General features: G+C 74.0%; 7 protein-coding genes. All 7 read right to left on the reverse strand.

All coding sequences use genetic code 11. The features are described from left to right. Nucleotides 1-4 precede the first annotated feature (4 nt). Nucleotides 5-2,623 carry a glycoside hydrolase family 78 protein gene (locus GGQ55_RS24180; RefSeq protein ID WP_179721198.1) on the reverse strand — a complete coding sequence of 873 codons (2,619 nt, stop codon included), beginning with the start codon at nt 2,621-2,623 and terminating at the stop codon, nt 5-7. Next, a complete protein-coding gene (locus GGQ55_RS24185; RefSeq protein WP_179721199.1) occupies nt 2,620-3,519 on the reverse strand; it encodes an alpha/beta hydrolase in 900 nt (299 codons plus the stop codon). Before GGQ55_RS24185 ends, GGQ55_RS24180 begins: the two co-directional genes overlap by 4 nt. Continuing rightward, nucleotides 3,516-6,155, reverse strand: a complete 2,640-nt coding sequence (locus tag GGQ55_RS24190) for a family 78 glycoside hydrolase catalytic domain (RefSeq protein ID WP_179721201.1) — start codon at nt 6,153-6,155, stop codon at nt 3,516-3,518. The genes GGQ55_RS24185 and GGQ55_RS24190 overlap by 4 nt, the downstream gene beginning before the upstream one ends. Continuing rightward, nucleotides 6,152-8,560: a glycoside hydrolase family 3 C-terminal domain-containing protein gene (locus GGQ55_RS24195; protein ID WP_218859426.1), complete on the reverse strand. Its 2,409-nt coding sequence runs from the start codon at nt 8,558-8,560 to the stop codon at nt 6,152-6,154. Before GGQ55_RS24195 ends, GGQ55_RS24190 begins: the two co-directional genes overlap by 4 nt. A gap of 82 nt (nt 8,561-8,642) precedes the next feature. Beyond that, nucleotides 8,643-9,659, reverse strand: a complete 1,017-nt coding sequence (locus tag GGQ55_RS24200; protein ID WP_179721203.1) for an oligopeptide/dipeptide ABC transporter ATP-binding protein — start codon at nt 9,657-9,659, stop codon at nt 8,643-8,645. Beyond that, nucleotides 9,656-11,662 (reverse strand): dipeptide/oligopeptide/nickel ABC transporter permease/ATP-binding protein, encoded by a 2,007-nt coding sequence (locus tag GGQ55_RS24205; RefSeq protein ID WP_179721205.1) that lies wholly within the window; start codon nt 11,660-11,662, stop codon nt 9,656-9,658. Before GGQ55_RS24205 ends, GGQ55_RS24200 begins: the two co-directional genes overlap by 4 nt. Further along, nucleotides 11,659-12,600, reverse strand: a complete 942-nt coding sequence (locus GGQ55_RS24210; protein ID WP_179721207.1) for an ABC transporter permease — start codon at nt 12,598-12,600, stop codon at nt 11,659-11,661. The genes GGQ55_RS24205 and GGQ55_RS24210 overlap by 4 nt, the downstream gene beginning before the upstream one ends. Nucleotides 12,601-12,685 lie beyond the last annotated feature (85 nt).

A 12,685-nucleotide genomic window follows, 5' to 3' on the forward strand; every position in this document is an offset into this window, starting at 1 on the left:
CGGCTCAGTCCTCGTCCGGGTGCCAGTTGAAGCCCTGCGGCTTCTCGACGGGCGCAACGGGGGTGACGGTCCGCTCGAAGCGGTGCCGGCCCGAGCCGACCTCGAACGCCTCGCTGCCGTCGGGCAGCGCCACCTGGGCCGTCGAGTTGGCCGGCACGACCAGGTCGAGCGCGAACGCCGAGCCCTCCAGCGTCCAGGACACCGACGCCGTCCCGTACGGCGTCTCGTGCGTGGTCGCCGCCGACGTGATGCCCGGGCCGGGACGCGGGGCGACGCGCAGCGTCCGGTAGCCCGGCCCCGCGGGCGCGAGGCCGGCGACGGTCCGGTGCAGCCAGTCGGCCACCGCGCCGTAGGCGTAGTGGTTGAACGAGGTCATCTCGCCGGGGTTGATCGACCCGTCCGGGAGCATGGAGTCCCAGCGCTCCCAGACCGTCGTCGCGCCCATGGTCACCGGGTAGAGCCACGATGGGTTCTCCCGCTGCAGCAGCAGCTCGTAGGCGCCGGCCACCGCGCCGGCGTTCACCAGCGCGTCGGCGACGAACGGCGTGCCGAGGAAGCCGGTGGCGATGTGCCAGCCGTCGGCCGCCACCTGCTCGGCCAGCAGCCGGCCCGCGTGGGCGCGCTGCTCGGGCAGCAGCAGGTCGCACTCCAGCGCCAGCGCGTACGCCGTCTGCGCCGGGTAGGCGACGCGTCCGTGTGCGGTCACGTACTCGGCGCGGAAGCGCTCGGCGACCCGCTCCGCGAGCGCGGCGTACTCACCGCCGTCGCGGCCGAGCACCGCCGCGGCCCGCGCCATGATCCGGGCGCTGCGCGCCAGGTAGGCGGTGGCCACCAGCGGCCATGGCGTGCGCGCGGCCCCGGGCGCGTCCGGCGGCGCGATCGGGTCGAGCCAGTCGCCGAGCATGAACGGCACCCCGGCGAAGTCCAGGTCCGGCCCTGCCGCGGACGTGAACGCGTCGAGCCACGCGGTCATCGACGGCCACTGGTCGGCCAGCAGCTGCGCGTCCCCGTGCCGCTCGTACAGCGTCCACGGGACGACGACCGCGGCATCCCCCCAGCCGGCCTCGGCCGAGACCGGGAACGGCAGCAGCTTCAGGAACGGCACGTACAGCGGCGGGATGCCGTCGAAGTCCTCCAGCTGCTCGACGGCGAGGTCGGCCAGCCAGCCGCGCAGCATGCCCGCGGTGTCGTAGAGGTAGGCAGCCGTCGGGACGAACGCCTCCAGGTCACCGGTCCAGCCCAGCCGCTCGTCGCGCTGCGGGCAGTCGGTCGGGACGTCGACGAAGTTGCCGCGCATGCCCCACACGACGTTCTCGTGGAGCTTGGTCACGTCGGGGTCGGAGCAGGTGAAGGTGCCGGTCGGGCGCAGGTCGGTGTGGACGACGACCGCCTCCAGGTCCGCCGTCGTCAGCTCCCCCGGCCAGCCCTCGACCTCGGCGTAGCGGAAGCCGTGGAAGGTGAACCGCGGCTCCCACTCCCGCGGCCCGGTGCCGTCGAGGACGACGACATCGGTGGCGCGGGCCTTGCGCAGCGGACGGGTGCCGAGCTCGCCGTGCTCGAGCACCTCGGCGTGCCGGACGGTGATCTCCGTGCCGGCGGGGGCGTCGGGCAGCGCGAAGCGGATGCGGCCGACCAGGTTCTGCCCGAAGTCGACGAGCACCCTGCCCGACGGCGAGCGGGTGACCGCCTGCGCCGGCACGACCTGGGTGCGGCGCACCGGCGGGCCGTCGGGAGCGACCAGCGTGCCCACGTCGAGCGAGCCGAGCTCGACAGGCATCCACGCGGCGTCGTCGAGGCCGGGCGACGACCAGCCGGGCAGCTCGCGGCGGGCGTCGAAGGTCTCGCCGCTGTAGATCCCGGCCCGGGTGGTGGGGGCAGCGGTCGAGCGCCACTCGCCGTCCGTGGTCACCGTCGTCCGGCTGCCGTCGGGGTGCTCGACCTCCAATTGGGCGAACAGGCCGGTGCGCTCGCCGTAGTAGGCGCGCCCGCCGGTGAACCCGATGTAGCCGCGGAACCAGCCGTCGGCCAGCTGCGCGCCGAGCGCGTTGACTCCCTCGGTGAGCAGGTCGGTGACGTCGTAGGTCTGGTAGCGCAGCCGGTGGGAGTAGCTGGTCCAGCCCGGCGCGAGCACGTGGTCGCCGACGCGGCTGCCGTTGAGCTCGGCCTCGTACACGCCCTGCGCGGTCGCGTAGAGGCGGGCGCGGGCGACGGGCTTGTCGAGGGTGAACTCGCGGCGGAGCAGGACGACCGGCTCCTCCTCGTCGTCGGGCAGCGCCGGCCGCGCGAGCTGCGCCGTCCAGTCCCCCGGTGACAGCAGTCCGGCCTCGACGACCGCGACCTCGCTCCACGCCGACGGCTCGGCCGCCGCCTCGCCCCAGACGCGCACCCGCACGCTGCGCCGCTCCCGGCTGACCAGCGGCGGGGCGTCCCAGGCGACCAGCACCGACCCGGCCGAGTCGACCCGGCCGGAGGACCACTCGCCGATCTCGAGCTCGTACGCCGCCTGCCGCCAGTCCGGCAGCTCGGTCCGCACGACCCACGACAGGCGCGGGGTCGATTCCCCGATGCCGAGCGCCTTGCGGTGGTGCTCGAACGTGACCGGGGCGACCTGAACGTGGCTCATCGGAGGGCCTCCTGAAGGTAGGCGACGGAGAGCTGCACGAGACCGTCGATGTCGTCGTGACCGTCGAAGATGTGGGCGGCGCCCTCGACCGGCACGAGCCGGGCCTCGACTCCCGCAGCGGTGAGCGCGGCGGCCAGCGCCTCGCTCTGGGAGAAGGGCACCAGGAAGTCGGCGGTGCCGTGCACCAGCAGGAACGGCGGCGCGTCGGGGGTGACGTGGGTGATCGGGCTGGCGTCGGCCAGGGCGGCACCCTCCAGCCCCCGGGTGAGCTGGTCTTCGGGAGCGACCAGCAGCTCCGGCGGGAGCTTCTCCGCGATGTGCGGTGGGGGCGCCTGACGGGGCATGGCCGACAGGTCGGCCACGCCGTACCAGTCGACGACGGCGTCCACCGCGGACGACGGGCCGACGACGCCGTGCGTGCCCTCGAGGTCGGCGCGGTGCGCGGTGAGCCCGAGCGCGGCGACGATGTGACCGCCGGCGGACTCGCCGATCGCGCCGATCTTCTCGGTGGAGATGCCGAGCCGGTCGGCGAACTCCCGCAGGTAGCGGACCGCCGCCTTCGCGTCCTGCAACTGCGCCGGGAACGGCGCCTCCAGCGCGTGCCGGTAGTCGATGGTGGCGACCGCGAGGCCGGCGTCGAGCAGCGCGTCGAACACCTGGTTCGGCCGGAACGTCTCGGGCAGGATCCGCCGGTCGCCGAACATGAACCCGCCGCCGTGCACCCACACCACCAGCGGCGCGGGTCGGTCACCGGCCGGCACCCAGAGGTCCAGCTGCAGCGGGCGGTAGCCGAAGGCGACGGCGTAGGTCAGGCCGCTGTAGTGCAGCGCGCCGTCGTCCCGCGTCGTCGGCTCGTGCGGCGGCAGGTAGCGGGCGGGGCCGGCCCACTCGGTCATGCGCTCTCCTCGAAGGTGTGCGTGCCGGGACCGGCGGCGACGGTGGTGCCGCTGGGCAGGACGACCTCGGCCGACGTGCCGGCGGGGACGACGACGCGCAGGTGCAGGACGTCGTCCTCGATCCGCCAGGCGGACTCGACCCGCCCGTAGGGCGACTCGTGGGCGGCCTCGGCGCGGGTCAGCCCGCCGCCGGGGCGGGGGGCGACGCGGAAGCGGCGGTAGGCGGGCTCGACCGGTTGGATCCCGGCGGTGTGACGGTGCAGGAACGAGATGACCGCGCCCTTGGAGTAGTGGTTGAGCGAGTCGTGCGGCACGCCGTCGGCGTCCACCCCGTTCCAGTGCTCCCACACGGTCGTGGCCCCGCGGTCGACCATGACCAGCCAGCCGGGCTCGGTGTCGGTGAGCAGCAGCTCGTAGGCGACGTCGAGGTGACCGGTGTCGGCGAGCACCGGCAGCAGGTCCGGCGTGGCGAGGAAGCCGGTGCCCAGGTGGGTGTCGGCCTTGCGGATCAGCTCGACCAGCCGCTCGGCGACGGTCGGCCGCAGCTCGGCCGGCACCAGGTCGAAGGCCAGCGCGCGGACGTGGTTGGCCTGGGTGTCCGGGGTCAGCGTGCCGTCGGCGTCGAGGTACTCCGCCTGCCACGCCGTCCGGACGTCCTCGGCGAGCAGCGCGTACCGCGCGGCGTCGTCGTCCCTGCCGAGCAGCCGGGCGATCCGGGCCATGAGACCGGCGCTGTGCGCGAAGTACGCGGTGGCGACGTCGCCCTCGTCGGACTGCACGAACGCCTGGAAGTCGGCGTTCGGGGCCTCCCCGGGCACGAGCCACTCGCCCCAGTGGAAGCCGCTGTCCCACAGGAACTGCTCGTGCGGGGCCGGGTCGGGACGGCGCTCGGCGCGGGCCGGGTGCCGCTGTTCGCGCGCCATCCGCTCGGCGCGGTCGAGCCAGCGGACCATCGTCGGCCACAGCTCGTCGAGGATCTGCACGTCGCCGTAGGCACGGTAGAGCTGCCACGGCACGATCACCGCGGCGTCGCCCCAGCCGGCCGAGCCGTTCAGGAAGGCGATCGGCCCTTCTCGCCCCTCGTGGCGCGGGCTCGGGCTGACGTTGGCGATCGTGCCGTCGGGCCACTGGTCGGCGGCGACGTCGCGCAGCCACTTGGTGGACAGCCCGGCGACGTCGTAGAGGAACGCCGCGGTCGGGACGTAGAGCTGCCAGTCGCCGGTCCAGCCGTGCCGCTCGCGGTGCGGGCAGTCGGTGGGGAGGTCGCAGGCGTTGTCGCGGAAGCTCCAGACGGCGGCCTCGTGGAAGCGGTCGAGCCGCTCGTCGCTGGAGGAGAACCAGCCGGTGCGGCGCATGTCGGTGTGCACGACGACGCCGCGGACGTCGTCGGCGGTCAGCGGACCGGGGTGCCCCTCGATGCGCACGTACTGGAAGCCGTGCGTCGTCCGGCGGGGCTCGAAGACGTCGCCGGGCACCCCGGCGGAGACGACCGAGTCGACCTGGCCGGCCGCGAGCGGGTGCGGCAGGAACGGCAGGTCCGGCTCGAGGTTGGCGACGGTGAGGTCGCCGTCCGGGCCGAGCCACTCGCCGTGGGTCAGCGTGATCGTGGTCCCGGCCGGCCCGAGGTCGACGAGCCGGATCCAGCCGTTGATGTTCTGGCCGAGGTCGACGAGGAACGCACCGCCCGGCAGCTGCGTGACCGAGCGCGGGACGAGCTCCTCGACCCGGCGCACCGGCGGCGCCGGCGAGTCGACCAGGCCGGCGTAGCCGTGCTCGACGACGGCGACGTCGTCCCAGCTCGCGTCGTCGAAGCCGGGGGCGTCCCACCCGCGCGGCAGCCGGGTCAGGTCCCAGCGCTCCCCCTCGATGAGGTCGGCGGCGACGACGTGGCCGAACCCGCTGCGCCAGCCGGGGCCGGTGCCGACGACGGTGACCTCGCCGTCGGCGTGCACCAGGTGCAGCTGGGCGAGCACGGCGAGCCGGCTCCCCCACTGCTCGTCTGCCCGCGTGATCCCGACCTGCCCGCGGAACCACCCGTCGGCGAGGACCACCCCGAGCGCGTTGCGGCCCTCGCGGACCGAGGCGGTGACGTCGAACGCCTGCACCTGCAGGCGGGCGTCGTACTGCGTGTAGCCCGGGGTCAGCTCGGCGTCGCCGACCCGCTCGGCGTTGAGGAACGCCTCGTAGAGCCCCTGCGCGGTGGCGTGCAGCCGGGCGGCCACGACCGGGCGGTCGACGTCGAACTCGAAGCGCAGCAGCGCGGCCGGCCGGGAGCCCTTCGCGCCCTCGGGCATGGTGCCGGGCTCGACCCAGGAGGCGCGCCAGTCGTCGGTCCAGAGCAGACCGGTCTCGAACCAGCACGGCTCGGAGACCGGGCTCTCGCCGAGGTCGGTGCGCACCTGCACCCGCCACTCGACCCGCTCGGACGACGTCAGCGGCGGCCCGGCGTAGGCCACGAGGACGCTCTGGTCGCTGTCGACCCAGCCGGAGTCCCAGCCGTTGTCGGCGGTGATCCGGTAGGCGGTCTGCTCGGCGGCGCCGTCGGGCAGCCGCCACGACAGGCGCGGGGCCGTCGTCCGGATGCCGAGGGCGGTGTCGAGGTGCTCGACCCGCAGGCCGGACGGCGCTGTGCTCACGCCTGTTCTCCTTCGAACGTCGTCGAGACGGGCAGCTCGCCGGCTGACGGGCCGGACGAGAGGACGAACGGGCCGCGCTCGACGGCCCAGCCGTCGTCCGTCCAGTGCCGCATGGTGCGGGTGGCGATCTCGACCGGGACGTCGACGGTCTCGCCGGCGTCGGCCGTGACGACGGCGAATCCGGCCAGCCACTGCACCGGCCGCTCGACCGCCGAGCCGGGTCGGGACGCGTAGACCTGCACGACCTGCTTGCCGCGGCGGTCGCCGGTGTTCTTCACCCGGACGGTGGCCGTGGTGGCGTCGGCCTCGATCGACTGCCATTCCCAGGTGGTGTAGCCGAGGCCGTGGCCGAACCAGAACGCCGGCGTTGCGCCGTCGCGCAGGTAGGCGCGGTGGCCGATGTGCAGGCCCTCGGTGTACTCGAGCCGGCCCTCGGTCGGGGTGGTCGTGGTGACCGGGGCGGCGGCCAGCGCGGTCGGCCAGGTGGTGGGCAGCCGGCCGCCGGGCTCGACCACGCCGAGCAGCACGTCGGCCAGGGCGTTGCCGAACTCCATCCCCGGGAACCAGCTCACCAGCACCGCCGCGACCTCGTCGCGCCACGGCAGCTCGACCGGGGCTCCGGCGTTGACCACGACAACGGTGCGCGGGTTGACCGCGGCGACGGCACGGACCAGCTCGTCCTGCCGGCCGGGCAGCGCCAGCGACGTCCGGTCGAATCCTTCGCTCTCGACGTCCTCGCTGGTGCCGACCACGACGACGGCGACGTCACTGCTGCGGGCGAGCTCGACGGCGCGGGCCAGCTCCTCGTCCGGGCCGGCGACCGGCGGGCCCACCACCAGGCCGACCCGGAAGATGAAGCCGTTCGCCGGCCAGCGGTAGCGGAGCACCACGTCGACCCGCCGCCCGGCACGCAGCTCCCGCGAGGTGGCGTGCTGCGGCGGCTGGGCGAACACCTGGTGGATGTCGAACTCCGCGGGCTCGACGGTCTCGTCCAGCACCGGGACGCCGTCGAGCTCGAGGGCGCAGCGGCCGGGGCCGGCCACGCCGACCCGCCACTCACCGTCCTCGTCGGGCGTGAACGCGGTGCGGATCTCCAGGCCTGCGGCGCCCTCGGGGACGTCGTGCAGCAGCCGGATGATCATCGCGGTGCCGACCGCCTGCTCGGCGAGCGTCGTCCCCTCGGCGTCCACCCAGCGGAGCAGCACGGGCCCGGTCAGCTCGTCGGCCCGCACCGGGCGCAGCTTGTCCGACAGCAGGGTGCCGACGGCGGTGACCACCTCTGCCCGCCCGGCGAGGGCGTCGCGGAGGCCGGCGAACGGGGTGACGACGTACGGCAGCGGAACGCTGGCCGACCCGCCGCCGAGCGCGCGGGCGTCCTTGGCGCCGGGGCCGAGCACGGCGACCTTGTGCAGCGTGTCCGCCGCGAGCGGCAGCACGCCGTCGTTGCGCAGCAGGACGGCGGCCGAGGCGGCGGCCTCCCGGGCGAGCGGGGCGGCGTCCTCGATCCGGCCGGTCTCCGGCTTCGTCGTCTCGAAGCCCTCCAGCGCACCGGTACGGGCGGCCAGCAGGAGTAGCCGGCGGACCTTGGCGTCGATCGCCGCCTCCGGCACCCGGCCGGCGCGCACCGCCTCGACGAGCGGCTCGCGCCACTGCGGCTCGGGGCCGGGCATGGTCAGGTCGAGAGCGGCACGGGCAGCGGGCTCGCCGTGATACGTGGCGCCCCAGTCGGAGACGACGACGCCGTCGAAGCCCCACTCCCCCTTGAGCGGCTCGGTGAGCAGGTCGTTCTCGGTCAACGGCGCACCGTTGACGCCGTTGTAGGCCGCCATGACCATCCACGGGTCGGCGTCCTCGACCACCTGCTCGAACGGCGCGAGGTACAGCTCGCGCAGCGTGCGCTCGTCGACCCGGTTGTCGACGCTCATCCGGTCGGTCTCGGCGTCGTTGGCCACGTAGTGCTTGGGGCAGGCACCGATCCCGTGCTCCTGAACGCCGCGCACGTAGGCGGTGGCCAGCCGACCGGACAGCAGCGGGTCCTCGGACATGCACTCGAAGTGCCGCCCGCCGAGCGGCGTCCGGTGCAGGTTGATCGTCGGGCCGAGGACGACGTCGACGCCCTTGCGCACGGCCTCGCCGGCCAGCAGCCCGCCGATCCGCCGCAGCAGGTCCTCGTCCCAGCTCGCCGCCATGCCCGATCCGGACGGCAGCGCCGCGGAGGGCTCGAGCTCGGTGTCGGTTCCGCCGCGAACGCCGACCGGGCCGTCGGAGACGGTGATCGAGCGCAGACCGATCTCCGGGACCGCCTCGAGCGTCCAGGCCCCGGCGCCGGACAGCAGGCGCACCTTCGTCTCGAGATCCAGCTTGCCGAGCAGTCCGTCCAGATCGACGTCCAGGTGCGAGGCCACAGTTCTCCAGTTCACGAGAGGTGGTTTCGCGTGCTTAACCGCGCGCGGTTAAGCACGCGAAACCACATAAGAGGGGACGGTGCTAGAGGGCGCGGACCTGCTCGGCGTGGTGGCAGGCGGTGCGGGTGTCCCCGACCAGCCGCAGGGGCGGGCGCTGCTCCACGCAGACGTCGGTGGCCAGCGGGCAGCGGGGCACGAACGGGCACCCGGTCGCCGACGGCGCCGCCGCGCCCGCGGTCCCGAAGCCGGCGGCCTCGCGCGCGGCGCGGCGGGCGGCCTGCTCGGCCGGTCGCGGCACCGGTGCGGCGGCGGTCAGCGCCACCGTGTACGGGTGCCGGGGCGTGGAGTTCACCGCCTCGACCGGGCCGGTCTCCATGATCTGGCCGCGGTAGAGCACCACGGTGCGCTGCGACAGGAACCGCACGACGCCGAGGTCGTGCGCGATGAACAGGAACGACAGCCCGCGCTGGTCGCGCAGGTCGGCGAGCAGGTTGAGCACCTGGGCCTGGGTGGACAGGTCCAGCGCCGACACCGGCTCGTCGAGGACGACGACCTTCGGGTCACACACCAGCGCCCGCGCGATGGCGATCCGCTGCCGCTGACCGCCGGAGAACTGCGCCGGGTAGCGGTCGATCGCGTCGCCCGGCAGACCGACGGACTCGAGGCCGCTCCGGGCCTTCAGCAGAGCCTCGGAACCCTTGATCCCCATCAGCCGCAGCGGCTCGACCAGCGTCTGGCCGATCGTCCGCGCTGGGTTGAGCGAGGAGTACGGGTCCTGGAACACGACCCGCAGGTCGGCCACCTGCGTGCTGCGCTTCTTCAGCGACATCGAGGTGATGTCCTGCCCGTGCACGCGCACGGCGCCGGCCGACGGCAGCTGCAGGCCGAGCACGGCCTTGCCGATCGTCGACTTGCCCGAGCCGGACTCGCCGACCAGGCCGAGGGTCTCCCCCGGCGCGATGTCGAAGCTGACGCCGTCCACGGCCGGCGGGGCGTTGCGCGCCTTGCGGCCGGAGCCGTAGCGGACGACGAGGTCGCGGACCTCGAGCGCCGGGGTGGTGGTCTGCGACGCGGGAACGGTGTCAGCAGGGGCGGTCATGAGGACACTCCAGCGGTCGGGGCGGGTTCGACTGCGGTCTCGGCGCCGACCTCGTCGACCTCCCAGGCCACGTTCGCCCGGGCCAGCTCGTCGACGCGGATGCACAGCACCGACCCGTCGCCGTGCGCGGGCAGCGATCCGAACGGGACGGTGCACTGCTCCTGGGCGAACTGGCAGCGGGTCGCGAACCGGCAGCCGGTCGGCCACGAACCGGGCGGCGGCACGGTTCCGGCGATCGAGGCCAGCCGCAGCGGCACCGGCTCGCCCTCGGGCACGTGCGGGTTCGCACCCAGCAGCGCCATCGTGTACGGGTGCGACGGGTCGTCCAGCACGGCCGCGGCCGCGCCGGACTCGACGACCTCGCCGGCATACATGACGGCGACGTCGTCGCACAGGTCGGCGACCACGCCCAGGTCGTGGGACACGATGACCACCGAGAGGCCGGTGTCCTTCACCAGCGACCGCAGCAGCGACAGGATCTCGGCCTGCACGGTCACGTCGAGGGCGGTGGTCGGCTCGTCGGCGATGAGCAGCTTCGGCTCGCCGGTCAGCGCCAGGGCGATGCAGACGCGCTGCGCCATCCCACCCGAGAGCTGGTGCGGGTAGCTCTTCAGCACCCGCTCGGCGTCGACGATGCCGACGCTGCGCAGGAGCTCGGCGGCGATCTGCCGGGCGACCGGCCGCGAGACCTTGCGGAACCGCTTGATCGGCTGGATCAGCTGGTAGGCGATCGAGAACATCGGGTCCAGCGCCACCATCGGCTCCTGGGAGATCATCGCGATCTCCCGGCCGCGGACCTCGTTGAGCTGCGTCTCGGAGAGCCCGACCAGCTCGCGGTCGGTCCAGCGGATCGAGCCGCCGGAGATCGCGACGCCGTCCGGGAGCAGACCCATGAGCGACCGCGCCGTCATCGTCTTGCCGCAGCCGGACTCGCCGACCAGGCCGAGCACGGTGCCCGGCCGCAGCGCGAAGCCCACTCCGGTGACCAGGTCCGGGCCGTCGTCGACGGAGATGGTCAGGTCGCGCACCTCGAGGACGGCGCCGGGGGTGGCCAGCCGAGCAGAAGTGGTGGCTGCGGCGACGGCGCGGGCCAGCGGACGACGCCGCCGTCCCCGCTTCTCGGCCTTGCCCTTGGACGCGATCGCGTCGGCCAGCTCGTTGGCCGCGACGACGGTGATCGCGAGCATCAGACCGGTCGGCACCATCAGCCAGGGATCGTCGAACAGGTGCTTCGAGGCGTCCTGGATCATGAAGCCCCAGCTGGGGTTCGGCTCCGCCGGGCCGAAGCCCAGGAACGCGAGGCCGGCGTTGATCAGCAGGCCGATGCCGAACAGCTGAGCGGCCTGCACCGCGACGACCGTGGCCATCGACGGCAGCACGTGCATCAGGTTGACCCGCAGCGAGCCGAGCCCGTTCACCCGCGCGGCATCGACGTAGAGCCGCTGGCGCACCGACTGGGCGACCCCGAGCATCACGCGGTAGACGGCGGCGGAGATCAGCACGCCGAGGATCGCCATGACCGGGTAGAGCTTGTTGCCGATCACCCCGATGACCGCCAGCAGCAGGATGATCAGCGGCAGCGCCATGAGGATCTCGGTGAGCCGGCTGATCACCTGCTCGGTCCGGCGGCCGCGCTCGGCGGCGATGAGCGCGAGCGGCAGACCGATGCCGAACGCCACGACCAGCATGAGCAGCGACGAGAGCAGCGGCAGGGCGCCGGCGGTGAAGATCCGGCTGAGGATGTCGCGGCCGAGCGGGTCGGTGCCCAGCAGGTGCGCGCTCGACGGTCCCTGGAGCCGGTTGGCGAGGTCCTGCTCGTCGACCGCGTAGGGCCGCCAGAGCGCGGCGGTCAGCGAGGCGACCAGGACGAAGACCAGCCAGACGGCGCCGAACACGCCGCCCGGCCGGCGGAGGAAGTAGGGCAGGCCACGGCGGCGCCGGGTCGGCGGGACGGGCTCGGTCGTCGCGACCTGGTCGGCCGCGTCGAGAGGAAGCACGCTCATGCGGTGCGCACCTTCGGGTCCAGGGCGGCGACCACGAGGTCGAGCACCAGGTTGACGACGACGACGACCACGGTCGCGACGACGACGACGCTGATCAGCGCCGGGATGTCGTGCGAGGAGGCGGCGGCCTGGCCGGCCTGCCCGAGCCCGGGCAGCGCGAACAGGTTCTCGATGATCACCGAGCCGCCGAACAGCGCGATGAACTGGATGCCGAGCACCGAGACCACCGGGACGCTGGCGAAGCGCAGCGCGTGCACGTAGCGGATCCGCCAGGCCGGGGTGCCCATGGCGCGCAGCGTGCGGATGTGCTCCTGCCCCAGCGCCTCCCGCATCCCGGCCGAGGCGGTGCGGGCGATGATCGCCGCGCCGCCCACGGTCAGCGTGAGGATCGGGATGAGCAGGCTCTGCAGCCAGCCGACCGGGTCGTCGGTGACGTTCACGTAGCCGGTCGCCGGCAGCCACCCGGTCTGGATGGAGAGCACGTAGACCAGCAGCACACCGACCCAGAAGGCCGGGAGGGAGAGCGCGATGCCCGCGCCGGAGTTGATGAACCGGCCCAGCCGGCCGCCGCGGACAGCGGCGGTCACGCCGAGCAGGACGCCCAGGACGCCGGAGAGCAGCGTCGCCAGCAGCGCGATCGAGCCGGTCACGGGGAGCCGCGACGACAGGTCGGCGCCCAGGTCGCGGCCGTCGATGAGCGACGTCCCGAAGTCGAGGCGCACGAGCTGTCCCAGCGTGTCGCCGAACTGGACCCAGAGCGGGCGGTCCCAGCCCAGCTGGTGGTTGTAGGCAGCGATCTCGGCCGCGGTGCCGCCCGGGCCCGCCTTGACGGCGCCGGGGCTGCCGCCGCCGGCGTGGACCAGCAGGAAGGTGATCAGGACGGCGGCGAACACCGTGCCGACCGCCAGGGCCAGCCGCTTCGCGACGTAGGCGAGCATCTGAAGGTCCCTCGGTACCGAAGTGGGATGGGTGCGGGGCCGGTGGCCGCGGGCGGTGCCGCGGCCACCGGCCGATCAGCGACGG

The sequence above is a fragment of the Petropleomorpha daqingensis genome (assembly GCF_013408985.1).
GTDB classification, from domain to species: domain Bacteria; phylum Actinomycetota; class Actinomycetes; order Mycobacteriales; family Geodermatophilaceae; genus Petropleomorpha; species Petropleomorpha daqingensis.

What these genes read in the sequence shown, in the direction of transcription:
- GGQ55_RS24180 (WP_179721198.1), bottom strand. Translation starts at nt 2,623, where the DNA reads ATGAGCCACGTTCAGGTCGCCCCGGTCACGTTCGAGCACCACCGCAAG.
- GGQ55_RS24185 (WP_179721199.1), bottom strand. Translation starts at nt 3,519, where the DNA reads ATGACCGAGTGGGCCGGCCCCGCCCGCTACCTGCCGCCGCACGAGCCG.
- GGQ55_RS24200 (WP_179721203.1), bottom strand. Translation starts at nt 9,659, where the DNA reads ATGACCGCCCCTGCTGACACCGTTCCCGCGTCGCAGACCACCACCCCG.
- GGQ55_RS24205 (WP_179721205.1), bottom strand. Translation starts at nt 11,662, where the DNA reads ATGAGCGTGCTTCCTCTCGACGCGGCCGACCAGGTCGCGACGACCGAG.
- GGQ55_RS24210 (WP_179721207.1), bottom strand. Translation starts at nt 12,600, where the DNA reads ATGCTCGCCTACGTCGCGAAGCGGCTGGCCCTGGCGGTCGGCACGGTG.